The sequence below is a fragment of the Pseudomonas sp. CAU 1711 genome, from assembly GCF_039888625.1.
Taxonomy (GTDB): domain Bacteria; phylum Pseudomonadota; class Gammaproteobacteria; order Pseudomonadales; family Pseudomonadaceae; genus Aquipseudomonas.
Map to the genome: position 1 here is coordinate 11,929 of NZ_JBDQQT010000010.1, position 24,745 is coordinate 36,673.

23 protein-coding genes are annotated in these 24,745 nt (G+C 65.2%); 6 read left to right on the forward strand and 17 right to left on the reverse strand.

Features of this window, described 5'->3' with window-relative positions; all coding sequences use genetic code 11:
• Nucleotides 1–61: 61 nt before the first annotated feature.
• The 11 genes from atpB to rpmH all read right to left on the reverse strand — a co-directional run bounded on the left by atpB (nt 62) and on the right by rpmH (nt 10,024).
• Nucleotides 62–931: a F0F1 ATP synthase subunit A gene (gene atpB / locus AAFN46_RS12570; protein ID WP_347809035.1), complete on the reverse strand. Its 870-nt coding sequence runs from the start codon at nt 929–931 to the stop codon at nt 62–64.
• Between the two features lie 16 nt (nt 932–947).
• Complete coding sequence (locus AAFN46_RS12575) at nt 948–1,355, reverse strand: F0F1 ATP synthase subunit I (protein ID WP_347809036.1); 408 nt, start codon at nt 1,353–1,355, stop codon at nt 948–950.
• Nucleotides 1,356–1,509: 154 nt separating this feature from the next.
• Complete coding sequence (locus AAFN46_RS12580) at nt 1,510–2,382, reverse strand: ParB/RepB/Spo0J family partition protein (protein WP_347809037.1); 873 nt, start codon at nt 2,380–2,382, stop codon at nt 1,510–1,512.
• An 8-nt stretch (nt 2,383–2,390) separates the two neighbouring features.
• Nucleotides 2,391–3,179, reverse strand: a complete 789-nt coding sequence (locus tag AAFN46_RS12585; protein WP_347809038.1) for a ParA family protein — start codon at nt 3,177–3,179, stop codon at nt 2,391–2,393.
• A gap of 12 nt (nt 3,180–3,191) precedes the next feature.
• Nucleotides 3,192–3,839 (reverse strand): 16S rRNA (guanine(527)-N(7))-methyltransferase RsmG, encoded by a 648-nt coding sequence (gene rsmG, locus AAFN46_RS12590; RefSeq protein ID WP_347809039.1) that lies wholly within the window; start codon nt 3,837–3,839, stop codon nt 3,192–3,194.
• Nucleotides 3,839–5,731 carry a tRNA uridine-5-carboxymethylaminomethyl(34) synthesis enzyme MnmG gene (gene mnmG, locus AAFN46_RS12595; protein WP_347809040.1) on the reverse strand — a complete coding sequence of 631 codons (1,893 nt, stop codon included), beginning with the start codon at nt 5,729–5,731 and terminating at the stop codon, nt 3,839–3,841. Before mnmG ends, rsmG begins: the two co-directional genes overlap by 1 nt.
• A 398-nt stretch (nt 5,732–6,129) precedes the next feature.
• Nucleotides 6,130–7,497, reverse strand: a complete 1,368-nt coding sequence (gene mnmE, locus AAFN46_RS12600) for a tRNA uridine-5-carboxymethylaminomethyl(34) synthesis GTPase MnmE (protein WP_347809041.1) — start codon at nt 7,495–7,497, stop codon at nt 6,130–6,132.
• Between the two features lie 77 nt (nt 7,498–7,574).
• Entirely contained in the window at nt 7,575–9,248 is a 1,674-nt protein-coding gene (yidC, locus tag AAFN46_RS12605; protein WP_347809042.1) for a membrane protein insertase YidC, read from the reverse strand.
• Between the two features lie 3 nt (nt 9,249–9,251).
• Nucleotides 9,252–9,488, reverse strand: coding sequence for a membrane protein insertion efficiency factor YidD (yidD, locus tag AAFN46_RS12610; RefSeq protein ID WP_347809043.1), 237 nt, complete (start codon nt 9,486–9,488; stop codon nt 9,252–9,254).
• The gene (gene rnpA, locus AAFN46_RS12615) at nt 9,481–9,876 is read right to left on the reverse strand and encodes a ribonuclease P protein component (RefSeq protein ID WP_347809044.1); all 396 of its coding nucleotides are present in this window, start codon (nt 9,874–9,876) and stop codon (nt 9,481–9,483) included. Before rnpA ends, yidD begins: the two co-directional genes overlap by 8 nt.
• A gap of 13 nt (nt 9,877–9,889) precedes the next feature.
• Nucleotides 9,890–10,024, reverse strand: a complete 135-nt coding sequence (gene rpmH, locus AAFN46_RS12620; protein WP_003458028.1) for a 50S ribosomal protein L34 — start codon at nt 10,022–10,024, stop codon at nt 9,890–9,892.
• A gap of 525 nt (nt 10,025–10,549) precedes the next feature.
• On the opposite strand from rpmH, the gene dnaA reads away from it, so the two are divergent.
• From dnaA to AAFN46_RS12650, 6 genes are all read left to right on the forward strand, one after another.
• The gene (gene dnaA, locus AAFN46_RS12625; RefSeq protein ID WP_347809045.1) at nt 10,550–11,983 is read left to right on the forward strand and encodes a chromosomal replication initiator protein DnaA; all 1,434 of its coding nucleotides are present in this window, start codon (nt 10,550–10,552) and stop codon (nt 11,981–11,983) included.
• A gap of 30 nt (nt 11,984–12,013) precedes the next feature.
• Complete coding sequence (gene dnaN, locus AAFN46_RS12630; RefSeq protein ID WP_347809046.1) at nt 12,014–13,114, forward strand: DNA polymerase III subunit beta; 1,101 nt, start codon at nt 12,014–12,016, stop codon at nt 13,112–13,114.
• 11 nt (nt 13,115–13,125) lie between these two features.
• Nucleotides 13,126–14,226 (forward strand): DNA replication/repair protein RecF, encoded by a 1,101-nt coding sequence (recF, locus tag AAFN46_RS12635; protein WP_347809047.1) that lies wholly within the window; start codon nt 13,126–13,128, stop codon nt 14,224–14,226.
• A complete protein-coding gene (gyrB, locus tag AAFN46_RS12640) occupies nt 14,223–16,646 on the forward strand; it encodes a DNA topoisomerase (ATP-hydrolyzing) subunit B (RefSeq protein ID WP_347809048.1) in 2,424 nt (807 codons plus the stop codon). The genes recF and gyrB overlap by 4 nt, the downstream gene beginning before the upstream one ends.
• A gap of 170 nt (nt 16,647–16,816) precedes the next feature.
• Complete coding sequence (locus tag AAFN46_RS12645; RefSeq protein ID WP_347809049.1) at nt 16,817–17,701, forward strand: LysR substrate-binding domain-containing protein; 885 nt, start codon at nt 16,817–16,819, stop codon at nt 17,699–17,701.
• Nucleotides 17,702–17,893: 192 nt separating this feature from the next.
• On the forward strand, nt 17,894–18,730 hold the full coding sequence (locus tag AAFN46_RS12650) for a bifunctional allantoicase/(S)-ureidoglycine aminohydrolase (RefSeq protein ID WP_347809050.1): 837 nt from the start codon (nt 17,894–17,896) through the stop codon (nt 18,728–18,730).
• A 286-nt stretch (nt 18,731–19,016) separates the two neighbouring features.
• Here the strand turns inward: AAFN46_RS12650 and AAFN46_RS12655 are convergent, their stop codons facing one another.
• The 6 genes from AAFN46_RS12655 to AAFN46_RS12680 are packed head-to-tail and all read right to left on the reverse strand — an operon-like array spanning nt 19,017 to nt 24,732.
• On the reverse strand, nt 19,017–19,949 hold the full coding sequence (locus AAFN46_RS12655; protein WP_347809051.1) for a phosphatidate cytidylyltransferase: 933 nt from the start codon (nt 19,947–19,949) through the stop codon (nt 19,017–19,019).
• Between the two features lies 1 nt (nt 19,950).
• Complete coding sequence (locus AAFN46_RS12660; protein ID WP_347809052.1) at nt 19,951–20,574, reverse strand: lysophospholipid acyltransferase family protein; 624 nt, start codon at nt 20,572–20,574, stop codon at nt 19,951–19,953.
• A 14-nt stretch (nt 20,575–20,588) separates the two neighbouring features.
• The gene (locus tag AAFN46_RS12665) at nt 20,589–21,035 is read right to left on the reverse strand and encodes a hypothetical protein (protein WP_347809053.1); all 447 of its coding nucleotides are present in this window, start codon (nt 21,033–21,035) and stop codon (nt 20,589–20,591) included.
• Nucleotides 21,025–22,344, reverse strand: coding sequence for a phosphatase PAP2/dual specificity phosphatase family protein (locus tag AAFN46_RS12670; RefSeq protein ID WP_347809054.1), 1,320 nt, complete (start codon nt 22,342–22,344; stop codon nt 21,025–21,027). Before AAFN46_RS12670 ends, AAFN46_RS12665 begins: the two co-directional genes overlap by 11 nt.
• The gene (locus AAFN46_RS12675; RefSeq protein WP_347809055.1) at nt 22,344–24,098 is read right to left on the reverse strand and encodes a bifunctional alpha/beta hydrolase/class I SAM-dependent methyltransferase; all 1,755 of its coding nucleotides are present in this window, start codon (nt 24,096–24,098) and stop codon (nt 22,344–22,346) included. Before AAFN46_RS12675 ends, AAFN46_RS12670 begins: the two co-directional genes overlap by 1 nt.
• Nucleotides 24,099–24,108: 10 nt before the next feature.
• The gene (locus AAFN46_RS12680) at nt 24,109–24,732 is read right to left on the reverse strand and encodes a CDP-alcohol phosphatidyltransferase family protein (protein WP_347809056.1); all 624 of its coding nucleotides are present in this window, start codon (nt 24,730–24,732) and stop codon (nt 24,109–24,111) included.
• Nucleotides 24,733–24,745: the final 13 nt, after the last annotated feature.

Below are 24,745 nucleotides of genomic sequence, written 5' to 3' on the forward strand. Positions count from 1 at the left end.
TCGTATTGGTTTAGGTTGAAGCGATAAAGCGGTTTTCGTTTTACCTAAAGCGGCGGGCCGCTTAGTGGTTGTCTTCGTGCGCCATCGACAGGTAGACGATGGTCAACATCATGAAGATGAAGGCCTGCAGGGTGATGATCAGGATGTGGAACACCGCCCACGCCCAGTTCAACGCCACGCCCAGAGTGCTCAGCAGGAACAGGCCGCTGCCGAACATCACGGCGATCAGGATGAAGATCAGTTCGCCGGCATACATGTTGCCGAACAGACGCAGAGCCAGAGAGATCGGCTTGGCGATCAGGGTGACGAACTCGAGCAGGAAGTTGACCGGGATCAGCAGGATCTGCATGAAGATGTTCTTGCTGCTGAACGGATGCAGGGTCAGCTCGCCGAGGAAGCCGCCGATGCCCTTGACCTTGATGCTGTAGAACACGATCAGGGCGAACACCGACAGGGCCATGCCCAGGGTGGCGTTCGGGTCGGTGGTCGGCACCACACGGAAGAACAGGTGATCGTTACCGGCGATCTTGGCCGCCAGCACCGGCAGGAAGTCCACCGGCACCAGGTCCATCAGGTTCATCAGGAAGATCCAGACGAAGATGGTCAGGGCCAGCGGCGCGATCAGGTTGTTACGGCCGTGGAAGGTGTCCTTGACGCTGCCGTCGACGAACTCGATCAGCACTTCGACGAAGTTCTGCAGGCCGCCCGGCTGGCCGCTGGTGGCGCGCTTGGCGGCCATGCGGAACAGCAGGATGAAGATCAGGCCTAGGACGACGGACCAGCCCAGGGTGTCGACGTGGAAGGCCCATAAGCCCATTTCCTTTGCTTCTTGCGCGGTGTGGGCGAAGCCCCAGCCGTTCACCGGATGCTGACCGAAGGTCAGGTTCTGCAGGTGGTGCTGGATATAGCCCGAAGCGGTTTGTTCTGCCATGTTTGCCTCAAACGCTCTAAGGTCTCGAAAGTCTTGTTCTCATCAGCAGCGGGGCGAACCAGCCGACGCTGAGCGCCAGCACGAACACGCCGAACAGGGCCGGCGCCTCCAGCGGTTTCACCACCACGAACGCCAGTGCGAAGAGCACCGCCGTCAGAATCAATTTGCCCGCCTCGCCGGCGTAGAACGACCGCACGATGCTCTGGGCAGCCCGCGCGCCGCTAAAACGGAACGCCTTGTGGGCGAAATACAGGTTGGGGAACCAGGCAATCAGCCCCCCGCAGAGTCCCGAGTAGCCGCTCACCGTGCCGCGCCAGCCATACAGGGCGGCGGCGGCCAGCAGTATCACGACCAGCTGGGCCAGCAGTACCGGGAAAACCGGCAGACGATGGAAGGGCAGGCGGTTCGGCGTGCGGGCATCCATCTCTCGCTGTTCCTCTGGATCGGCACATTAAATCAACGACTTGGCATACTTTGTGCCGACAAAATGCGCGCAGAGTATAGGGGGGGTTCCCCCCCTGTTCAACTGGCCACCGGCGAATTCCGACCGCTCGTTAGATAAGCAAATGTGTCGCGCTTCAACGAATATGCGCCAGCACGCCCTGCAGCTCGTCCAGCGAGGCGTAGCGGATCACCAGCTGGCCCTTGCCCTTGGCGCCATGCTTGATCTGCACCGGAGCCCCTAGCTTCTCGGCCAGACGCTGTTCCAGGCGATTGATGTCCGGGTCGACCTTGGCCTTTTCGACAGGTTTTTCCTTGGCGTTCAGCCACTGGCGCACCAGTGCCTCGGTTTGGCGCACGGTGAGGCCGCGTGCGACAACATGTCGCGCGCCTTCCACCTGGCGCTCCAGGGGCAGGCCGAGCAATGCGCGGGCATGGCCCATCTCCAGATCGCCATGGGCGAGCAGGGTCTTGATCTCTTCCGGCAGGGCGATCAGGCGCAGCAGGTTGGTGATGGTCACCCGCGACTTGCCCACCGCATCGGCGACCTGCTGCTGGGTCAGCTCGAACTCCTGCTGCAGGCGCTGCAGGGCCACGGCCTCCTCGATGGGGTTGAGGTCCTCGCGCTGGATGTTCTCGATCAGCGCCATGGCGATGGCGGCCTCGTCCGGCACCTCGCGGACCATGGCCGGAATTCTGTCCAGACCGGCCTGCTGGCTGGCGCGCCAGCGCCGCTCGCCGGCGATGATCTCGAAGCGGCCGCCGCCGATGGGACGCACGACTATGGGCTGCATCACGCCCTGGGCCTTGATCGAGTTGGCCAGCTCCTCGAGGGCGCCCGGGTCCATGTCGCGGCGCGGCTGGTACTTGCCGCGCTGGATCAGTTCCAGCGGCAGGTGCTGCAGCTCGCGGCTGTCGGCCTTGACCGCTTCTTCTTCCAGGGTGGCGGCGGTGCTACCGCCGAGCAGGGCGTCCAGTCCGCGGCCGAGGCCTCGTTTCTTGGTGGCCATGGGATTCCTTATGCGGTTGCGGTTTTCGCGCTAGCGCGCTGACGGCGCACCAGTTCGCCGGCCAGCGCCAGGTAGGCGATGGCGCCGCGCGATTGCTTGTCGTAGGCCAGCGCCGGCATGCCGAAGCTGGGCGCCTCGGCCAGGCGCACATTGCGCGGGATGACTGCGTCGTACAGTTGCTCGCCGAAGTGCGCCTTGAGCTGGGCGGACACGTCGTTGGTCAGGCTGATGCGCGGGTCGTACATGGTGCGCAGCAGGCCCTCGATCTTCAGGGTCGGGTTGAGCAGCTGGGCGATGCGCTGGATGCTGTTCATCAGGTCGGTCAGGCCCTCCAGCGCGTAGTACTCGCACTGCATGGGGATGATCACGCCGTCGGCGGCGACCAGGGCGTTGACCGTGAGCATCGACAGCGCCGGCGGGCAGTCGATGAGGATGTAGTCGTAGTTCTCGCGGATCGGTGCCAGGGCATGGCGCAGACGGCTCTCCTTCATCTTCATCTCGAGCAGGGCGACTTCCGCGGCGGTCAGGTCGCGGTTGGCCGGCAGCAGCTGGTAGCCGCCGTGCTCGGAGAACTGCATGGCCTCGCCGACCGTGCTCTCGCCGATCAACACGTCGTAGATGGAGTGCTCCAGATCCTGCTTATCCACACCGCTGCCCATGGTCGCGTTGCCCTGTGGATCGAGGTCGATCAGCAGCACGCGGCGCTTGGTGGCGACCAGCGAGGCGGCCAGGTTGATGCAGGTGGTGGTCTTGCCGACCCCGCCCTTCTGATTGGCGATCGCGAATACCTTGGCCATCTGTGCTTCCCCCTAGACCGAGCGACGCAGTATCAACAGATGGCGCTGACCTTGGCAACCGGGAACCTTGAGTAGGTCGCAGCTTTGCAGACGGAAGTCCGCCGGCAGCGCCTGCAGCTCGTCGTCCGGCTGCACGCCCTTCATCGCCAGCCAGTGGGTGTCGCCGTTGCCGAGATGGCGGGTCCAGTCGCTGAAGTCCTGCAGCGCGCTGAAGGCGCGCGAGCAGATTCCGCTGAACGGCTGCTCGGGACGGAACTCTTCGACCCGACTGTGGATAACTTCCAGATTGGCCAGCTTGAGCTCCAGCTTCACCTGGGTGAGGAAGCGGGTCTTCTTGCCGTTGGAATCGAGCAGGGTAAAACGACGCTCGGGGAACAGGATGGCCAGCGGCACGCCGGGCATGCCGCCGCCGCTGCCGACGTCCAGCCAGTTATCGCCATACCGGGCGACGAAAGGCACGACGCTGAGGCTATCGAGCAGATGGCGCGACACCATCTCGTCCGGGTTGCGCACGGCGGTGAGGTTGTAGGCCTTGTTCCACTTGATCAGCAGGGCCAGGTAGGCCAGCAGCTGTTCGTGCTGCAGGGCGGAGAGTTCTACCCCCAGGGTCTGGGCGCCCTGGGCGAGCTCCTCGGCATGGCGTTGGCTGACCATGGACATCAGGCGCTCTGCTCCAGCTTCTGCCCGGCACCACGCTTCTTCAGGTGGATCAGCAGCAGGGAGATGGCCGCCGGCGTCACACCGGGGATGCGCCCGGCCTGGCCGAGGGTCTCGGGGCGGGCGTTGCCCAGCTTGTGCTGGATCTCCTTGGACAGGCCGGAGATGCTGCCGTAGTCGAGGTCCGCCGGCAGGCGGGTGTTCTCGCTGGCGCGCAGGCGCTCGATCTCGTCCTGCTGGCGGTCGATGTAGCCGGCGTACTTGGTCTTGATCTCCACCTGCTCGGCGACCTGAGCGTCGATGGCCGGTGCCTGGGTCACTTCGGCCAGGGCGGCGTAGTCGATCTCCGGACGGGCCAGCAGGTTGAGCAGGTTGTATTCGTGCGCCAGCGGGGTGCCGAAGCGTGCGGCGATGGCATCGCCCTGCGGCGTGCCGGGGCGCACCCAGGTGCTCTTCAGGCGCTGCTCTTCCTGAATGATGCCCTCGCGCTTGGCCTCGAAGGCGGCCCAGCGCGCATCGTCGACCAGGCCCAGTTCGCGGCCCTTCTCGGTCAGGCGCAGGTCGGCATTGTCCTCGCGCAGGATCAGCCGGTACTCGGCGCGCGAGGTGAACATGCGGTAGGGCTCCTGGGTGCCCAGGGTGATCAGGTCGTCGACCAGCACGCCGATATAGGCCTCGTCGCGGCGCGGGCACCAGGCCTCCTTGCCCTGCGCGCGCAGCGCGGCGTTGCAGCCGGCCAGCAGGCCCTGGGCGCCGGCCTCTTCGTAGCCGGTGGTGCCGTTGATCTGGCCGGCGAAGAACAGGCCGCCGATGACCTTGGTCTCCAGGCTGTACTTGAGGTCGCGCGGGTCGAAGTAGTCGTACTCGATGGCGTAGCCCGGGCGCACGATATGGGCATTCTCCATGCCGCGAATGGAGCGCACGATCTCCAGCTGCACATCGAACGGCAGCGAGGTGGAGATGCCGTTGGGGTACAGCTCGTGGGTGGTCAGGCCCTCGGGCTCGAGGAACACCTGGTGGCTGTCCTTGTCGGCGAAGCGATGAATCTTGTCCTCGATCGACGGGCAGTAGCGCGGGCCGACGCCCTCGATCACGCCCGAGTACATCGGCGAGCGATCCAGGTTGCTGGCGATGATGTCGTGGGTGCGCGCATTGGTATGGGTGATCCAGCAACTGACCTGGGCCGGGTGCTGTTCCTTGCTGCCGAGGAAGGACATCACCGGGATCGGCGTGTCGCCCGGCTGCTCGGTCATCTGCGAGAAATCCACCGAGCGGCCGTCGATGCGTGGCGGGGTGCCGGTCTTCAGCCGGCCGACGCGCAGCGGCAGTTCGCGCAGGCGCTTGGCCAGGGCGATCGAGGGCGGATCGCCGGCGCGGCCGCCGGAATAGTTCTGCAGGCCGATGTGGATAAGTCCGCCGAGGAAGGTACCGGTGGTCAGCACCACGTTGTCGGCATGGAAACGCAGGCCCATCTGGGTGACCACGCCCTTGACCCGCTCCTGCTCGACGATCAGGTCGTCGGCCGCCTGCTGGAATATCCACAGGTTGGGCTGGTTCTCCAGTATCTCGCGCACCGCGGCTTTATAGAGCACGCGGTCGGCCTGGGCGCGGGTGGCGCGCACGGCTGGGCCCTTGCGGCTGTTGAGCACGCGGAACTGGATGCCGCCCTTGTCGGTGGCGATGGCCATGGCGCCGCCGAGGGCGTCGATTTCCTTGACCAGATGGCTCTTGCCGATGCCGCCAATCGCCGGGTTGCAGCTCATCTGGCCGAGGGTTTCCACATTGTGGGTCAGCAGCAGGGTCTTCACGCCCATGCGTGCGGCCGCCAGTGCGGCCTCGGTGCCGGCATGGCCGCCGCCGATCACGATCACGTCAAAACGGGAAGGGAAGTCCACCACGCACCTCGATGCCTGTTGAGTAAGGGGCTTTTTGATTGGAAAGCGGAAAGGCTGGCAAGTATAGGGAGTTGGCCTGCCCGAATGAAGCCTTCTGCACAAAAAATAGCCAGCTGACGGGCTTTCAGGAAAATAGAGAATAAAAGAGAGAAATCTTATAAAGCTTGGTTTTTATGTTTATGTATGGTGCGGGCACTTTCTGTGGATAGATGGCTACAGTCCTCGCCATTAGAGGCCTGCAGCGCTGTATAAGGCTGTGCCGTTCCTGGCCCTAACCGCTGGGCAAGCTGGATAACGCCTGTGGATGGAATCATGGTTTATGCACAGCGGGGTTTTCCAACGACTTGTACCCAGGCTTATCGACCGAGTTCAGTCCGGGTTTTCCACAGGGTTCCTGGCTACTTGCCGATGCAGAAACTGGAGAAGATGCGCCCCAGCAGATCGTCCGAGCTGAAGGCGCCGGTGATCTCGCCGAGGGCGTGCTGGGCCTGGCGCAGGTCTTCGGCCAGCAACTCGCCGGCCCCCATCAGGGTCAGCTGGCTGCGGCCGTGCTCGAGGCTGGCCTGGGCCTGGCGCAACGCCTCCAAGTGCCGGCGGCGGGCGCTGAAGCCGCTCTCGGCGGTCTGCTCGAAGCCCATGCAGGCCTTCAGGTGTTCGCGCAGCAGGTCCAGGCCTGCGCTCGACTTGGCGGACAGGGTCAGGGTGACGTGGCCGTCGTTGCAGGTTTCCAGGCCGATGCTCTCCCCGGACAGGTCGGCCTTGTTGCGGATCAGGGTGACCCGCGCCGGATCGGGTTTTTCGTCGAGGAACTCGGGCCACAGGGCGAAGGGGTCGGCCGCCTCCGGGGCGGTTGAGTCGACCACCAGCAGCACCCGGTCGGCCTCGCCTATGGCCTTCAGCGCGCGCTCCACGCCGATGCGCTCGACCTGGTCGGCGGTATCGCGCAGGCCGGCGGTGTCCACCACGTGCAGCGGCATGCCGTCGATGTGGATATGTTCGCGCAGCACGTCGCGGGTGGTGCCGGCGATATCGGTGACGATGGCCGCCTCGCGCCCGGCCAGGGCATTGAGCAGGCTGGACTTGCCGGCGTTGGGCCGGCCGGCGATCACCACGTTCATGCCGTCGCGCAGCAGGGCGCCCTGGCCGGCCTCGCGCAGCACAGTGGATAAGTAGTCGCGCACGCCGTCCAGCTGGCTGAGCACATGGCCGTCGGCGAGGAAGTCGATCTCCTCCTCGGGGAAGTCGATCGCCGCCTCGACGTAGATGCGCAGCTGGATCAGCCGTTCGGTCAGCTCGTGCACGCGCCGCGAGAACTCGCCCTGCAGCGAGCGCAGGGCGTTGCGCGCGGCCTGCGCCGAGCTGGCCTCTATCAGGTCGGCGATGGCCTCGGCCTGGGCCAGGTCGAGCTTGTCGTTGAGGAAGGCGCGCTCGCTGAACTCGCCCGGGCGTGCCTGGCGGGCCCCCAGCGAGAGACAGCGCTGCAGCAGCATGTCCAGCACCACCGGGCCGCCATGGCCCTGCAGTTCCAGCACGTCTTCGCCGGTGAAGGAGTGGGGGCCGGGGAAGAACAGCAGCAGGCCCTGGTCGATCACCAGGCCTTCGTCGTCGTGCCAGGCGCCGTAATGGGCATGCCGCGGCTTGGGTTCCAGCCCCGCCAGGCTGATGCCGATGGCCCGCGCCAGGGGGCCGGAGACCCGCACTATGCCGACGCCCCCGCGGCCCTGGGCGGTGGCGACTGCGGCTATGGTTTCGCGGGCGGTGGTCATGCTGGCGTTCTCGGCTATGGGTTTCTGGCGGATAGCAAAACGCCCCACGAGGGGGCGTCTTGTGCAGCTCAGCGGGTTCAGGCTTTCGCCGTGGCCGCCTCGATCTTGCGGGTAATGTACCACTGCTGGGCGATGGACAGGACGTTGTTGACCACCCAGTACAGCACCAGACCGGCGGGGAACCAGAGGAAGAAGAAGGTGAAGATGATCGGCATCAGCTTCATCACCTTGGCCTGCATGGGGTCCGGCGGAGTCGGGTTGAGCTGCTGCTGGATGAACATGGTGGCGCCCATGATGATCGGCAGCAGGAAGAACGGGTCCTTGATCGACAGGTCGGTGATCCAGCCCAGCCACGGCGCCTGGCGCATCTCGACGCTTTCCAGCAGTACCCAGTAGAGGGCCAGGAACACCGGCATCTGCACCAGGATCGGCAGGCAGCCACCGAGCGGGTTGATCTTCTCCTTCTTGTACAGCTCCATCATCGCCTGGGACATCTTCTGCCGGTCGTCGCCGTATTGCTCCTTCAGCGCCTGCAGCTTGGGCGACACGGCGCGCATGCGCGCCATCGACTTGTAGCTGGCGGCCGACAGCGGGAAGAAGGCCAGCTTGATGATGATGGTGAGGACGATGATCGACCAGCCCCAGTTGCCCAGCAGGCTGTGGATATGCTCCAGCAGCCAGAAGATCGGCTGGGCGATGAACCAGAGGATGCCGTAGTCGACGGTCAGCTCCAGGCCAGGCGACAGCGCGGCCAGCTTGTCCTGGATCTTCGGGCCGGCGTACAGGGTGGCGCCGGTCTCCAGGCTGGCGCCGGCGGCGACGCTGAGCTGCGGGCCGGTGAAGCCGATGATGTAGTTGCCCTGGCTGTCCTTGCGGGTCTGCACGTTGTTGCTGGCGTCCTTGTCGGCGACCCAGGCGGTAACGAAGTAGTGCTGCAGCCAGGCGACCCAGCCACCCTGCACGGTCTCGCGCAGGCTCTTGTCGTCCATGTCGCCCATGGACACCTTCTTGTAGGGCTCCTCGGCGGTCCACAGCGCGGCGCCCAAGTAGGTGGCGGTGCCGGTGGCGGTGGTGGACGAGGGGTCGGCGCTGTTGTCGCGCTTGAGCTGGGCGTAGAAGTTGCCGCTCCAGGCCTGGCCGCTCTGGTTGTCGATCTTGTAGTCGACGCGCAGATCGTACTGGCCGCGCTCGAAGCTGAAGCGCTTGACGTAGTTGACCCCGGCCTCGGCGTAGGTCAGCTCGACCACCAGCTGGTCCTGGCCTGCGGCCAGCTCGTAGCTGCGCTGGGCGCTGTTCCACAGGGCACGGCCGCTGGACTTGTCCGGCGCGTTGCTGCCGATCAGGCCGCTCTGCGCCAGGTAGGTGCGCTCGCCGCCGTTGTCGAACAGCTGGAAGGGCACGTCCGGGCGATCCTGGCGGCGCGGGTACTGCGGCAGGGTCAGTTGGACGATGTCGCCGCCCTTGGGATCGATGGCCAGCTCCAGCACATCGGTCTTCACGCGGATCAGCTCGTCGCTGACGGCCGGGTTGGCGGCCAGTTGCGCGGCGGGCTCGCCGTTGGCGGTCGGTACGTCGTCGGCGACGGTAGCGCTGGTGGGGCTGTCCGGCAGCGAGGCGGCCTGGTTACCACCGACTGTGGCGCTGGCACTGGCCGGAATGGCGGCCTGGCCGTAGTCCTCGTTCCACTGCAACACCATCAGGTAGGAGACGATGGCCAGGGCGACGAGCAGGATCGAGCGTTGGATATCCATGGATTACTCGGTCATCGAAGGAGAAGAAGGAGGCGGAACCGGATCGTAACCACCGGGATTCCAAGGATGGCAGCGACTCAGGCGACGGATGCCGAGCCAACCGCCACGCAACACGCCATGGGTCTCTATGGCTTGCTGGGTGTAGCAGGAGCAGCTGGGATAGAAGCGGCAGTGACTGGCCATCAAGGGGCTGATGGCGTAGCGGTAGAACTGGATCGGCAGAATGACCAGTTTACGCATGGGAGCTGTCGCTTACCCCGGGAGGGGCGGCTTGTTGGCGCTGTCGGGCCAGGCGCTTCCAGAGTTTGCCGAACTGCTCGTGCAGTTCCGCGTTGTCCAGATCGCCCAGCCCCTTGCGGGCCACCACGACAATGTCCAGACCGCCGAGCGACTCCTGGTTGAGCCGGAAGGAATCCCGGATCACACGCTTGAGTCGATTGCGCTCGACGGCGAGCTTGACGCTTTTCTTGCCGATCACCAACCCCAGGCGGGGATGGTCGAGATCGTTGGCGCGAGCGAGGAGCAGGACGTTCTTGCCTGGAGCCTTGCCGCTGGGTGAGTCGAATACCGCCTTGAAGTGCCGGGGTGTCAGCAGGCGCTTTTCCCGACCGAAGTCTCGACTCACCACCCGTTCCGGATTATCAGACGGTCAGGCGCTTGCGGCCTTTGGCGCGACGGCGGGACAGAACCTGACGGCCGTTCTTGGTGGCCATGCGGGCACGGAAGCCGTGGGTGCGGGCGCGCTTGAGGGTGCTGGGTTGGAAAGTACGTTTCATGGCGATTTACCTGGGTGGTCCATACGGGCCTGGATGGCCCCCGTTTAAAGAGACCGGCGATTCTAGTGAAACCGCGTGCCCAGGTCAATTTCCAACCAGCCTGGAATGCAGAAAGAAAGATAAAAGGAAAGAGAGATTTGAAAAGATGGTTCTAGTAGCTCTTTCTAGTGAGGTACCGGGCTGTGGAAAAAGCCCGGCATCGCCGATGAGCTCTGGCTATTCGCGCGGTAAAAGTCTGTCGGTAGCCCGTGCGGGTCTTGTGTGGCTGCTGTGGGGAGAGCGTGGACAAAGTGGCGGGTTATCCACAGCGACGTTCGCGGACGGCTTTCCCCCAGGCTTATCCAGTGCCTTATGGTTACCTTTATCCACAGCTTTGCGCGCGCGTTTCGTGAATCCTGGAAACATAAATAAATCATTGATTTTACTCGGCTGGAATCGCCATTTCGTGTGGATAACTCGTCCCCTCGAGGCTACAATGCAGGCTGTTTTTTGCTTCGCCAACCGTAGCGATCCCAGGGGATATCCGTGTCCGTAGAACTTTGGCAGCAGTGTGTGGAGCTGCTTCGCGACGAGTTGCCCGCTCAACAATTCAATACCTGGATCCGCCCCCTGCAGGTGGAATCGGCCGGCGACGAGCTGCGCGTCTATGCGCCCAATCGTTTCGTGCTCGACTGGGTCAACGAGAAATACATGGTGCGCCTGCTCGAGCTACTGGCCGAGCGTGCCAACGGCCTGGCGCCCGCCCTGTCGCTGCTGATCGGCAGCAAGCGCAGCCCCGCCCCTCGGATGGCCGCGCCAGCGCCCGCTCCTGCTATTAATAGTGCCCCGCCGGCCGCGCCCGTGATGGCGACTGCTCCGGTGCACGGCGAACCCGTTGCCGTGCCACCGCCCACCCGGCCGACCGAGCGCACGGTGCAGGTCGAAGGCGCGCTCAAGCACACCAGCTATCTGAACCGCACTTTCACCTTCGAGAACTTCGTCGAGGGCAAGTCCAACCAGATGGCACGCGCCGCTGCCTGGCAGGTGGCGGACAACCTCAAGCATGGTTACAACCCGTTGTTCCTCTATGGCGGCGTCGGCCTGGGCAAGACCCACCTGATGCACGCGGTGGGCAACCATCTACTGAAGAAGAACCCCAACGCCAAAGTGGTGTACCTGCACTCCGAGCGTTTCGTCGCCGACATGGTCAAGGCGTTGCAGCTCAATGCGATCAACGAGTTCAAGCGCTTCTACCGTTCGGTCGATGCGCTGCTGATCGACGATATCCAGTTCTTCGCCAAGAAGGAGCGCTCCCAGGAGGAGTTCTTCCACACCTTCAATGCCCTGCTCGAGGGCGGCCAGCAGGTGATCCTCACCAGCGACCGTTACCCCAAGGAGATCGAGGGCCTGGAGGAGCGTCTGAAATCCCGTTTCGGCTGGGGGCTGACCGTGGCGGTGGAGCCGCCGGAACTGGAAACTCGCGTGGCCATCCTGATGAAGAAGGCCGAGCAGACCAAGGTGGATCTGCCGCACGACGCCGCGTTCTTCATCGCCCAGCGCATCCGCTCCAACGTGCGCGAACTGGAGGGTGCGCTCAAGCGGGTGATCGCCCACTCGCACTTCACCAACCAGCCGATCAGCATCGAGCTGATCCGCGAGTCGCTGAAGGATCTGCTGGCCCTGCAGGACAAGCTGGTCAGCGTGGACAATATCCAGCGCACCGTGGCCGAGTACTACAAGATCAAGATCGCCGACCTGCTGTCCAAGCGCCGCTCGCGCTCGGTGGCGCGGCCGCGTCAGGTGGCCATGGCCCTGTCCAAGGAACTGACCAACCACAGCCTGCCGGAAATCGGCGATGCTTTTGGCGGCAGAGACCACACCACAGTGCTGCACGCCTGTCGTAAGATTGCCGAACTGCGGGAAGCCGACGCGGATATCCGCGAGGACTACAAGAACCTGCTGCGCACCCTGACCACTTAAATCGCAGCCCACAAGGCAAGGGACGAGACCATGCACTTCACCATTCAACGCGAAGCCCTGTTGAAACCCCTGCAGCTGGTCGCCGGCGTCGTCGAGCGCCGCCAGACCCTGCCGGTCCTGTCGAATGTGCTGCTGGTGGTGGATGGCCAGCAGCTGTCGCTGACCGGTACCGACCTGGAGGTCGAGCTGGTCGGCCGGGTGACGCTGGAAGAGGCTGCCGAGCCGGGCGAGATCACCGTGCCGGCACGCAAGCTGATGGATATCTGCAAGAGCCTGCCGAACGATGCGCTGATCGATATCCGCCTCGACGAGCAGAAGCTGGTGGTCAAGGCCGGGCGCAGCCGCTTCACCCTGTCGACCCTGCCGGCCAACGATTTCCCCACCGTGGAGGAAGGTCCGGGCTCGCTGACCTTCAACCTGGTGCAAAGCAAGCTGCGTCGGCTGATCGACCGCACCAGTTTCGCCATGGCCCAGCAGGACGTGCGCTACTACCTCAACGGCATGCTGCTGGAAGTACAGAGCGGCGTGCTGCGCGCCGTAGCCACCGACGGTCACCGCCTGGCCATGTGCGCCATGCAGGCCGAGGTGCAGAGCGAGAAGCATCAGGTCATAGTGCCGCGCAAAGGCATCCTCGAGATGGCCCGCTTGCTCACCGAGCAGGATGGCGAAGTGGCCATCGTCCTCGGTCAGAACCACATCCGCGCCACCACCGGTGAATTCACTTTCACCTCCAAGCTGGTCGACGGCAAGTTTCCGGACTACGAGCGCGTGCTGCCGCGCGGCGGCGACAAGCTGGTGGTCGGCGATCGTCAGGCGCTGCGCGAGGCCTTCAGCCGCACCGCGATTCTGTCCAATGAGAAGTATCGCGGCATCCGCCTGCAGCTGGCCGCCGGTCTGCTGAAGATCCAGGCCAACAACCCGGAGCAGGAAGAGGCCGAGGAAGAAGTGATGGTCGACTACGGCGGCGGCGCCCTGGAGATCGGCTTCAACGTCAGCTACCTGCTCGACGTACTGGGCGTGATGACCACCGAGCAGGTGCGTCTGATCCTGTCCGATGCCAACAGCAGTGCCCTGGTACAGGAAGCGGACAACGACGACTCTTCCTACGTCGTTATGCCGATGCGTCTGTAATCTCTCGCTGAATGTCCCTGTCCCGTGTCACCGTCACCGCGGTGCGAAACCTGCACCCGGTGACGCTCTCCCCCTCCCCCCGCATCAACATCCTTCACGGCGCCAACGGCAGCGGCAAGACCAGCCTGCTGGAAGCCATCCACCTGCTCGGCCTCGCCCGCTCCTTCCGCAGCAACAAGCTGCAACCGATGATCCAGTACGAGCAGCCGGCCTGCACCGTGTTCGGTCAGGTGCAGCGACAAGATGGTATGCACAGCAACCTGGGCATTTCCCGCGACCGTCAGGGCGAGTTGCAGATTCGCATCGATGGGCAGAACGCGCGTAGCACCGCACAGCTGGCCGAGCTGCTGCCACTGCAGGTGATCAATCCGGACAGCTTTCGCCTGCTGGAAGGTGCGCCCAAGGTGCGCCGGCAGTTTCTCGACTGGGGAGTGTTCCACGTGGAACAACGCTTTCTGCCAGCCTGGCAACGCCTGCAGAAGGCCTTGCGGCAGCGGAACTCGTGGCTGCGCCATGGTACACTGGACGCCGCGTCGCAAGCGGCCTGGGACCGTGAACTGGGCCTCGCCAGCGACGAGTTGGACGGTTACCGACGGGCTTACATCCAGGCCCTGAAACCGGTATTCGAGAGGGTCCTGGGGGAGCTGGTGGAATTGGAGGGGTTGTCCCTCAGTTACTACCGCGGATGGGACAGGGAAAAGCCGCTGGGCGAAGTGCTCGCCGCTAGCCTGCCCCGCGATCAACAGCTCGGTCATACCCAGGCCGGCCCGCAGCGTGCCGATCTGCGTCTGCGGTTGGGGGCACACAATGCCGCGGAGATTCTGTCCCGCGGCCAGCAGAAGCTGGTGGTCTGCGCCTTGCGCATCGCCCAGGGACATCTGCTGAACCAGGCCAAACATGGCCAATGCATCTATCTGGTAGACGACCTGCCGTCGGAGCTGGATGAGCGACACCGACAGGCCCTGTGCCGCCTGCTGGACGATTTGCAGTGCCAGGTGTTCATCACCTGTGTCGACCACGAATATTTGAAGGATGGCTGGCGCACGGATACGCCGGTCGCCATGTTCCACGTGGAACATGGAGTGATCACCGCATCGGGAGTGAACGCATGAGCGACGAGAAGAACACGTACGACTCCTCGAGTATCAAGGTACTCAAGGGCCTGGATGCCGTACGCAAGCGCCCGGGCATGTACATCGGCGACACCGATGACGGCACCGGTCTGCACCACATGGTGTTCGAGGTGGTGGACAACTCCATCGACGAGGCGCTGGCCGGCTTCTGCTCCGAGATCAGCATCACCATCCATCCCGACGAGTCCATCACCGTGCGCGACAATGGTCGCGGCATCCCGGTGGACATTCACAAGGAAGAAGGCGTCTCAGCGGCCGAGGTCATCATGACCGTGCTGCACGCCGGCGGTAAGTTCGACGACAACACCTACAAGGTATCCGGCGGTCTGCACGGCGTGGGTGTGTCGGTGGTCAACGCCCTGTCCGAAGAGCTGCGTCTGACCATCCGCCGCGCCGGCCAGGTGTGGGAGCAGATCTATCGTCACGGTGTGCCGCAGGCTCCGCTCGCTCCGATCGGCGAGACCGACAGCACCGGCACCGAAGTGCACTTCAAAGCCTCCGGCGAGACCTTCAGCAATATCCACTTCAGCTGGGACATCCTGGCCAAGCGCCTGCGCGAGCTGTCCTTCCTCAACTCCGGCGTCGGCATCGTCCTCAAGGACGAGCGCAGCGGCAAGGAGGAGCTGTTCAAATACGAGGGCGGTCTCAAGGCCTTCGTCGAGTACCTGAACACCAACAAGACCATCGTCAACCAGGTGTTCCACTTCAACATCCAGCGCGAGGAAGACGGCGTCGGCGTGGAAGTGGCGCTGCAGTGGAACGACAGTTTCAACGAGAACATCCTCTGCTTCACCAACAACATCCCGCAGCGTGACGGCGGCACCCATCTGGCCGGTTTCCGCTCCGCCCTCACCCGCCACCTGAACAACTATATCGAGCAGGAAGGTCTGGCGAAGAAGTTCAAGATCGCCACCACCGGCGACGACGCCCGCGAAGGCCTGACCGCGATCATCTCGGTCAAGGTGCCGGACCCCAAGTTCAGCTCGCAGACCAAGGACAAGCTGGTCTCCTCCGAGGTGAAGACCGCGGTCGAGCAGGAAATGGGCAAGTACTTCGCCGACTTCCTGCTGGAGAACCCCAACGAGGCCAAGGCCGTGGTCGGCAAGATGATCGACGCCGCCCGTGCCCGCGAGGCCGCGCGCAAGGCCCGCGAGATGACCCGGCGCAAGGGTGCCCTGGATATCGCCGGCCTGCCCGGCAAGCTGGCCGACTGCCAGGAGAAAGACCCGGCGCTGTCCGAACTCTACATAGTGGAGGGTGACTCCGCGGGCGGCTCCGCCAAGCAGGGCCGCAACCGCAGGACCCAGGCGATCCTGCCGCTCAAGGGCAAGATCCTCAACGTCGAGAAGGCGCGCTTCGACAAGATGCTCTCCTCCCAGGAGGTCGGTACCCTGATCACCGCCCTCGGCTGTGGCATCGGCCGCGAGGAGTACAACATCGACAAGCTGCGCTACCACAACATCATCATCATGACCGATGCCGATGTCGACGGTTCGCACATCCGTACCCTGCTGCTGACCTTCTTCTTCCGTCAGCTGCCGGAGCTGATCGAGCGCGGCTACATCTATATCGCCCAGCCACCGCTGTACAAGGTCAAGCGCGGCAAGCAGGAGCAGTACATCAAGGACGACGAGGCCATGGACGAGTACATGACCCAGTCGGCCCTGGAAGAGGCCAGCCTGCACGTCAACGAGAACGCCCCCGGCCTCTCCGGCGAGGCGCTGGAGAAGCTGGTCAACGAGTACCGCGGGGTGATGAAGACGCTCGAGCGCCTGTCGCGCGTCTACCCGAAGGACATCACCGAGCACCTCGTCTACCTGCCGCGCATCCCGGTCGAGCAACTGGCCGACCAGGCCGCCATGCAGGCCTGGCTGCAGGCCTTCCAGGCGCGCCTGAAGGGCGTCGAGAAGTCCGGCCAGAGCTACAGCGCCAGCCTGCGCGAGGACCGCGAGCGCCATCTCTGGCTGCCCGAGGTCGAGGTCCTGGCCCACGGCCTGTCCAGCTACATCACCTTCAACCGCGACTTCTTCGCCAGCAACGACTACAAGGCCGTCACCGCTCTGGGCGACCAGCTGAACAACCTGCTGGAAGACGGCGCCTATGTGCAGCGCGGCGAGCGCAAGAAGGCGGTGACCAGCTTCAAGGAAGCCTTCGAGTGGCTGAAGACCGAGAGCACCAAGCGCCACAGCATCCAGCGCTACAAGGGACTCGGCGAGATGAACCCGGACCAGCTGTGGGAGACCACCATGGACCCGACCGTGCGGCGCATGCTCAAGGTGACCATCGAGGACGCCATCGCCGCCGACCAGATCTTCAACACCCTGATGGGCGATGCCGTGGAGCCGCGCCGCGACTTCATCGAGTCCAACGCCCTGGCGGTGTCGAACCTGGACTTCTAAATCGGTCCCACCAGGTCAGTGATTGACCTGCGCTGCGAAGCCCCTGCCAACGTGAGTTGCCAGGGGCTTTTTACTGGCCGAGAGAAAGGCCCAACTGAGTCCCTGGTTGCCGACCCCCGGTTCGCCCTGCTAAAAGCCACTGCACGCGGATTCGAAAAGTGGATACTGGCATGGGGCGTATAGATAGAACGAATAACCGTCTGTTCGAGCTGGACCTGCTGCGGGCGCTGGTTACGGTGGCCGACTGCGGCAGTTTCACCACCGCTGCCCTGCGCCTGAGTTCCACCCAGTCGACCGTGAGCCAGAAGGTGCGACGTCTCGAAGAGCTCGCCGGGCATCGCCTGCTGGAGCGTGGTAACCGCGATGTGCTACCCACCGATGCCGGCGAAACGGTGCTGGGCTATGCCAGGCGCCTCCTGGCGCTGAATGACGAGCTGCACGAGGCACTGGACGGCGCCAGCGTCTCGCTGGTGGTGCGGATCGGCGTGCCGGAAGACTTTGCCGCCGGGCATACCACACATCATCTGGCCGAGTTCACCCGGCGCTATCCACATATCAAGCTGGAAGTCACCGCCGGTCTCAGTCGCGACCTGGCCGGCAGCTACGACCGTGGCGAGCTGGACCTGGTGTTGCTCAAGCAGCGCCGCAACAGCCGCGACGCGGTGGCGCGTTGGTCGGAGAAGACCCGTTGGGTCGACAGCCTGCGCAGCCCTGCGTTCGACCTGGACCCCCTGCCTATCGTGACCTTTCCCCCCAGGGGACTGTATCGCGACGAAATGATCGCGGCGCTGGAGTCGATTGGCAGACGCTGGCGGATCAGCTTCACCAGTTCCAGCCTGAGCGGCATACAGGACGCCGTGGCCGATGGCATGGGCATCGGCCTGCTGCCACTGCGGGCGGTGACCGCCGAGCATTGCGTGTTGCCCAGGGAGTCAGGCCTGCCGGAGGTGGATATGTTCGAGGTGGCGATCATCCATCGGCCTACTGCGGGGCCGGTGATCACCGCGCTGGCGGAGTCGCTGGCGAGCCTGCTGGAGCAGGAGCGAGACGCCTGAGCGGTGCCCGCAACGCTCGTGAATGAATTCGACAATCGAATACGGCGCATCCCAACATTTAATTTGTCGATAAAAGGGCGACTGGATAAATTGGCTTTGCCCCCTGCTCCGCCGCGTCTCTGCGCCGGCCCGGAGCCGCTCCGCAAGCTGCCGACCATCGGCGGGGAGCCGAAGATCAACAGGAGACATCCCGTGTCCAAGACGTCCTACTATGCGCCGCATGGCGGTCACCCGGCCCAGACCGAGCTGCTGACCGACCGTGCCATGTTCACCGAAGCCTACGCCGTGATTCCCAAGGGCGTGATGCGTGACATCGTCACCAGCCACCTGCCCTTCTGGGACAACATGCGCATGTGGGTGATTGCCCGCCCGCTGTCCGGCTTCGCCGAGACCTTCTCCCAGTACATAGTCGAGCTGGCGCCCAATGGCGGCAGCGACAAGCCCGAGCAGGACATCAATGCCGAGGCGGTGCTGTTCGTGGTCGAAGGCGAGCTGACCCTGACCCTGCAAGGCCAGGTGCACAACATGCAGCCGGGCGGCTACGCCTTCATTCCGCCGGGCGCCGATTACAAGGTGCGTAACACCAGTGGCCAGCACACCCGCTTCCACTGGATCCGCAAGCACTACCAGCGCGTAGACGGCGTGCCGCTGCCGGAAGCCTTCGTCACCAACGAGCAGGACATCCAGCCGCTGGTGATGCCGGACACCGAAGGCCGCTGGAGCACCACCCGTTTCGTCGACATGAGCGACATGCGCCACGACATGCACGTCAATATCGTCAACTTCGAGCCGGGCGGCGTGATCCCCTTCGCCGAGACCCACGTGATGGAGCACGGCCTGTACGTATTGGAAGGCAAGGCGGTCTACCGCCTGAACCAGGACTGGGTCGAGGTCGAGGCCGGCGACTTCATGTGGCTGCGCGCCTTCTGCCCGCAGGCCTGCTACTCCGGTGGCCCCGGTCGCTTCCGCTACCTGCTGTACAAGGATGTGAACCGCCACATGCGCCTGACCCTGAATCAGCCGCACTGATCCAGACCAACCGGGAGCCAGGCTCCCGGTTTGCTTTTCCGCCATCTATGGCGAAAGGCTTACACGAGCAGATGCAATCTAGCCATTTCTACCGGAGCGGCCGCTGGCTAATCTACACACATGCCGGGAACAGGAAGACCCGGGTCACGGAAGACAGACCGCGCCAGGATGGCAGACGACAGGATGTCGGAAGGTCATAAAGAACCCGCTTCGGCGGGTTTTTTGTTGTCTGCGATTTGCTGCTATTGGGGAGGCTGCCGCCCGTAGGGGCGACAGCCATGGCAGCTCAGGCCCACCAGTAGCGCACGAAGTGGAAGAAGATCGGCGCGGCGAAGCACACCGAGTCCATGCGGTCGAGCATGCCGCCGTGGCCTTCGATCATGTGGCCCCAGTCCTTCACCCCACGGTCGCGCTTGATCGCCGACATCACCAGGCCGCCGGCGAAGCCCAGCAGATTGACGATCAGCGCCATCAGCGCGGCCTGCCAGAAGTCGAACGGGGTGATCCAGAACAGCGCGGCGCCGATCAGGCTGGCCAGGGCCACGCCGCCGACGAAGCCCTCCACTGTCTTCGACGGCGACAGCTTGGGGGCGATCTTGTGCTTGCCGGCCAGCTTGCCGCAGACGTACTGCAGCACGTCCGACAGCTGCACCACTATGATCAGCCAGGCGATCAGCAGCAGGTTGCGTCCCTCGTAGCCGGGAATGTCCAGGGTCAGCAGCGCCGGTACGGCGGACACGCAGTAGACGGCGATCATCAAGCCCCACTGCACTTCCGAAGCGCGCTCGAGGAAGCGCGTGGTGTCGCCGCCCAGGGAAGCGAGGATCGGCAGCAGCAGGAACAGGTAGACCGGGATGAAGATGGCGAACAGGCCGTACCAGTCCAGGGCGATCAGCAGGTACTGCATCGGCAGGGCGAAATAGAACGCCGCCACCAGTGCCGGATAATCGCTGCGCCGGGTCGGCGTCAGGGTGAGGAACTCGCGCAGGGCATAGAACGACACGAAGTAGAACAGCAGGATCACGCCGTTGTTGCCGAACAGGAAGGCGATGCCGATGACCAGCACCATGGCCCACCAGGCGTCGATCCGCGCGTTGAGGTTATCGAGCACCGCGTTGGGCGCATCCCCGGCGCGACGGCGCAGGATGCGACCGATCAGGGTGGCCAGAAGCAGTACGGCGCCGATGCCGGCGAACAGCAGGATTGTGTTGCGATCCATCTCAGACGACCTCCGGAGCCAGGGCCAGCAGGGCATTGCGCGCGCGTTCGAGGAAGGCGCTCTTGTCTTCGCCGGCGATGCGCTCCAGCGGCGCACCGAAGCTCAGGGTGCACAGCAGCGGCAGCGGCAGCGCCCTGCCCTTGGGCATCACCCGGTTGAGGTTGGCGATCCACACCGGCACCAGTTCCACTTCGGGCCTGGCCTGGGCCAGGTGGAACAGCCCGCTCTTGAACGGCAGCAGCGGCTCGTCGCCGAGGTTGCGCGTGCCCTCGGGGAAGATGATCAGCGAGTCGCCCTGGCCGAGTGCTTCCAGCATCGGCTGCAGCGGATTGGCGCCGGGCTCGCTGCGCTCGCGATCGACCAGCACGCCGTTGAACACGTCGCGAATCAGGAAGCGGCGCAGCTCGCCTTTCATCCAGTAATCGGAGCCGGCCACCGGTCGGGTGCTGCGGCGCAGCTCCGGCGGCAGCGAGGCCCACAGCAGGACGAAGTCGCCGTGACTGCTGTGGTTGGCAAAGTACAGGCGCTGCGCCGGCTGGGCCGTGCAGCCCAGCCAGAGGGCGCGGGCCCCGGTGAGCAGGCGAGCTGCCGAGGTGATGGCGAAGGCGGTGAACGAAGCGAGCATAGGGAATGACTCCTCTATCCGGCCAGGGCAAGCCAGAGCATGGCAAACAGGGCCAGCAGCAGTTGCGCCGCCAGCCAGAAGGTCTGCAGACGCAGCAGGCGCAGGGCGCCGCGGCAGCGGTCGTCCCAGTCGCGCGGCTGTGAGTGGGCGGGCTGCAGGCCGAGGTTGCGCAGCGCCTGGTCCAGCGCGCCGGTGCTGGCGATCAGGCGCGCACTATCGTCGGCCAGGCGCGCGAACAGTTCGGCATCCAGGGCCACGCGCATGGCCCAGTACTTCTGCACCAGGCCGAGCAGCACCAGGACCGCGCAGAGCATGCCGGCGGCGGTGCCCGGAGTGGCGCCGAGCAGCGGCGCCAGGCCGTAGGCCAGGGCCAGCAGGCTCAGCGCGCAGGACAGCAGGTCCAGGCCGCGGCCGCGGCGCAGCAGGCCGGCGACCAGGGCCAGCTGCATCTCAGAGGCCATGGACCACCTCCAGCCCCGCCTGCAGCGCCTGGCGCTGCGGCTCGCCGAGGACGATCTGCGGGCGCGCCGCGCGGATCAGGGCGACGGCCTGCTCGACGCTGCTAGCGCGACCGCTATGCAGCAGCCAGGCGGCCACCATTGTGGCACTGCGCGAGTAACCGAGGGCGCAGCAGACCAGCAGCGGACCCTGCTGGCGCAGCCGTTCGATCTGCTCGGCGCCCTGGCGACAGGCCTCGGCATCCGGCGCCACCAGGTCCAGCAACGGCAGGCTGTGATAGTGCTTGCCCGCCAGGCGTACCGGCAGCTCGGCGCAGAGGTCGAGCACGGCGGCGAAGGGCTTGGCCTGCCGTGCGCTCGGCACGCGGCCGAGCCACACGCCATCGAGGATCTGATCGGGCTGCGGGTGCTTGCGCGTCCACAGCCGCGAGTTGATCCAGGCGCCGAGCAGGTAGGGGGCGAACAGCCAGGTGCTGGCCGCGCCGAGCGCGCCATCGGCCTGTTTCTGGAACCCGGCCGCACCGAACAGCGCGTAGTTCAGCGCCACCAGCAGCAGCGCGGCGCAGGGCCACAGCAGCCACAGCCAGACGCCGCCGAGATTGACCGCCAGCGCGGCACAGATGGTGCTGCCCAGCCCGTAGCGCAGGGCCAGGCGCCAGCACTGCGGCTCGCGGGCCAGACGCAGACTGTGCAGCGGGCTGCGGCCCTCGATCGGCCACAGCCAGACGCACAGCCAGCCGGCCAGGGCGCCGGTCGGCACGTCGATGAAGTGGTGCTGCCAGGTGGTCAGCACCGACAGGCCGATCAGCGCCATCCAGCCATGCAGCAACCCGCGCAGCAGGGCGCCGTGCGTGTGCCGGGCGAACATCACCCAGATCACCACCAGCAGGGCGATATGCAGCGAGGGCGCCTGGTTGAACGGCTTGTCGAAGCCCATCAGCACATCGAACATCCAGCCGAAGGAGCCGTCCAGCGCCGGGCGCTCGAAGGTGAAGCGCAGCGGCCAGAGCAGGAAGCAGGCGACGCAGAGGATCTGCGTGCTGAGCAGGCGCAGGGCATGCCGGTCCATCTCCCGGCGCGTGGCCGGCAGCAGGAAGGACAGGCCGTAGAGCAGGTCGATCGACCAGTAGGGCACTATGCTCCAGGGCCACAGCGGTATCGCCTGTTCCCAGGCGAACACCAGGCTGCCGACATCGTCGCGTTGCGCGGTCAGCCAGTTGGCGAAGCCATAGCTGGCGAAGAACAGCGGGCCGAGCAGCAGCAGCCAGAGGAGCCCGCGCCGCCACAATCCGGTCTCGCGGGCAGTCTGCATCAGGACACCCGCTGGGCCAGGGACACGCTGAAGATGCCCCATTCGTCGATGCGCTGCTCCAGCTTGCGGAAGCCGGCGGCCTCCACCAGCTGGTCCATCTCCGCCTGGCTGCGCCGACGCATGACCCAGGGTTGGCCCTCGCGGTGGCTGGTCAGGGCGCGGGCGATCAGCTGCAGCTGCGGGTGCCAGGGCTGGCCGGTGTAGACCAGGTAGCCGCCCTCCTCGACCGCCGCGGCCAGGCCGGCCAGCGAGTCGCCGACCATCCGGTTGCTGCCGAACAGCTCGTACAGGCCGGAGACCACCGCCAGGGTCGGCTTGGGATCGAGAGCGGCCAGGTCGGCCCTGTCGAAGGCGTCGCCTTTGACGAAGCGGGCGATGTCGCCCAGGCCCTTGTGCTCGATCAGCGCACCGCCGTCGTGCACGTTGATCTCGCTGTAGTCGCGCAGCAGGATCGAGTCCGGCTTGTGCTCCAGGCCCTCCAGCGCTTCGAGGATATAGCGGCCGTGGCCGGCGGCGATATCGACGATACGCACCGCCCGGCCCGATTCGCGCAGGCGGGCCATGGCCAGGCGCAGCAGCTCCTCGGCATGCAGCTTGCGCTGGCGGATGCCGCGCCAGCCGATGGAGTTGAGGTAGTTCCGGTCGATCAGCCGACCCAGTGCGCCCTTGCCGGACGGCTGGTTGCGGTAGACGTAGTCGAGGGTGCTGCCGGAATCGAAGCCGGTGGCGAAGCCGAGTTTGACCCCGTCGGACAGCCCGCTACCGAGCTTGAGACCGGCGCGGGTGGCGCGCCAGTACAGGTCGCCGAGGGAGTTGTTCGGCAGCGGCGCGGCCAGGCTCTCGGCCTCGGCGCAGCTCCAGCCGCAGCGGTCGGCATCCAGCAGCGAGGGACGCGTGGCCGGCTGGGCGAAGCTTTCCAGGATGAAGCGCCGCGCACGGCTCAGGGCATGGCCACGGTCGCGCTCGCCGAGGGTGTCGTGGAAGAAGCCGGGAAGGATGTGCTTCTCCTTGCGCAGGCTGCCCAGGCGTTCGAAGAACAGCTCCTGCGGCTTGCGCTGCACCACGAAGTCGGCGCCGGAAATCAGCAGCTGGGTGGGAATCTGGATCGCCTGGGCGTCGGCCACCACCCGCTCGGCGGCGTCGTAGAGACCCAGCAGCATATTTACCGAGATCGGCCGGCTGATCAGCGGGTCCTGCTCGAACGAGGCGATGCGCTCGGGATCGTGGCTGAGCAAGCGCGCCTTGACGTAGCTGTTGACGAAGAAGTTGCCGCGCCACTGGCGCAGCAGCTTCAGGCCCGGGCGGGCGAAGGGCACGTAGAGCTTGACCTGGAACGCCGGCGAGGCGAGCACCAGGCAGCGCACCTTGGGCGCGTAGTCGTGGGCCCAGGTGCTGACGATCACCGCGCCGACGCTCTGCGCCAGCACGGCCATATTCTCTTCGGCTATGCCATGCCGCTCGGCGATATGGCCAATGAAGGTCTGCACATCGCGCACGCTGGTGGCGAAGCTCGGGCTGTCGCCACGCGCGCCGGGCGACTGGCCATGGCCGCGGGCGTCCCAGGCGAAGCAGTCGTAGTCGGGCAGGTCGAGCTCGTCGACCAGATGGGCCATGCGCCCGCCGTGCTCGTGGCCGCGATGGAACATCACCAGCGCCTTGCGCGGCCCGTCGCCGGGCTGGCTGGCGGGCCAGTGGCGATAGAACAGCTCCACGCCGTCATGGGTGAGGAAGACCGCCGTCTTGCAGTCGCGCATCGAAATATCCTTATTCCGCTTGAGAGGGTTGCGCCACCTCGGCCAGGCCTTGGCGCACGCGGTTGACCAGGGTCGCCAGCAGCAACAGCAGGATCAGCAGCAGCAGCCCGTTTATCCAGGACGACGGCAACAGGCCGCACGCCACACCGGCGCCCAGCACGCCGAAGCAGAAGGCGCGGTCGCTCTTGCCCATGGGCCCGTCGTAGCGGCGCGAGGCACCGACCATCGGGCCGAGCACGCCGGCGTATTCGCTGATCACCGCCAGCACCACCACCAGCACGACCAGCAGCGGCGAGACGCCAGCCAGTAAGGCAAAAGGCAGATACAGGGCGCTGTCGGCGACCACGTCGCACAGCTCGTTGAGGTAGGCGCCGAGCCTCGACTGCTGGCCGAACTCGCGGGCCAGCATGCCGTCCACGGCGTTCAGGGCCATGCGCAGCAGCATCCACAGCGGGATCAGGGCGAACAGCCAGGTGACAGTGGGAAAAATTGCCAGCAGCGCGCCGAGCAGTACGGAGACGACAGCTGCCGCCAGGGTCACCTGGTTGGCGCTGACGCCGCGTTCATAGAGGCGCCGCACGCCCGGGCGCAGCAGGTTCTGGAAGGCTGGCTTGAGCTGGTAGATGGAAGGCATGAGCGAAAATCCT

Coding starts and splice junctions, on each gene's coding strand:
- atpB (WP_347809035.1), bottom strand. CDS start 931: ATGGCAGAACAAACCGCTTCGGGCTATATCCAGCACCACCTGCAGAAC.
- AAFN46_RS12575 (WP_347809036.1), bottom strand. CDS start 1,355: ATGGATGCCCGCACGCCGAACCGCCTGCCCTTCCATCGTCTGCCGGTT.
- AAFN46_RS12580 (WP_347809037.1), bottom strand. CDS start 2,382: ATGGCCACCAAGAAACGAGGCCTCGGCCGCGGACTGGACGCCCTGCTC.
- AAFN46_RS12585 (WP_347809038.1), bottom strand. CDS start 3,179: ATGGCCAAGGTATTCGCGATCGCCAATCAGAAGGGCGGGGTCGGCAAG.
- rsmG (WP_347809039.1), bottom strand. CDS start 3,839: ATGTCCATGGTCAGCCAACGCCATGCCGAGGAGCTCGCCCAGGGCGCC.
- mnmE (WP_347809041.1), bottom strand. CDS start 7,497: ATGACCACCGCCCGCGAAACCATAGCCGCAGTCGCCACCGCCCAGGGC.
- yidC (WP_347809042.1), bottom strand. CDS start 9,248: ATGGATATCCAACGCTCGATCCTGCTCGTCGCCCTGGCCATCGTCTCC.
- yidD (WP_347809043.1), bottom strand. CDS start 9,488: ATGCGTAAACTGGTCATTCTGCCGATCCAGTTCTACCGCTACGCCATC.
- rpmH (WP_003458028.1), bottom strand. CDS start 10,024: ATGAAACGTACTTTCCAACCCAGCACCCTCAAGCGCGCCCGCACCCAC.
- dnaN (WP_347809046.1), top strand. CDS start 12,014: ATGCACTTCACCATTCAACGCGAAGCCCTGTTGAAACCCCTGCAGCTG.
- recF (WP_347809047.1), top strand. CDS start 13,126: ATGTCCCTGTCCCGTGTCACCGTCACCGCGGTGCGAAACCTGCACCCG.
- gyrB (WP_347809048.1), top strand. CDS start 14,223: ATGAGCGACGAGAAGAACACGTACGACTCCTCGAGTATCAAGGTACTC.
- AAFN46_RS12645 (WP_347809049.1), top strand. CDS start 16,817: ATGGGGCGTATAGATAGAACGAATAACCGTCTGTTCGAGCTGGACCTG.
- AAFN46_RS12655 (WP_347809051.1), bottom strand. CDS start 19,949: ATGGATCGCAACACAATCCTGCTGTTCGCCGGCATCGGCGCCGTACTG.
- AAFN46_RS12660 (WP_347809052.1), bottom strand. CDS start 20,574: ATGCTCGCTTCGTTCACCGCCTTCGCCATCACCTCGGCAGCTCGCCTG.
- AAFN46_RS12665 (WP_347809053.1), bottom strand. CDS start 21,035: ATGGCCTCTGAGATGCAGCTGGCCCTGGTCGCCGGCCTGCTGCGCCGC.
- AAFN46_RS12670 (WP_347809054.1), bottom strand. CDS start 22,344: ATGCAGACTGCCCGCGAGACCGGATTGTGGCGGCGCGGGCTCCTCTGG.
- AAFN46_RS12675 (WP_347809055.1), bottom strand. CDS start 24,098: ATGCGCGACTGCAAGACGGCGGTCTTCCTCACCCATGACGGCGTGGAG.
- AAFN46_RS12680 (WP_347809056.1), bottom strand. CDS start 24,732: ATGCCTTCCATCTACCAGCTCAAGCCAGCCTTCCAGAACCTGCTGCGC.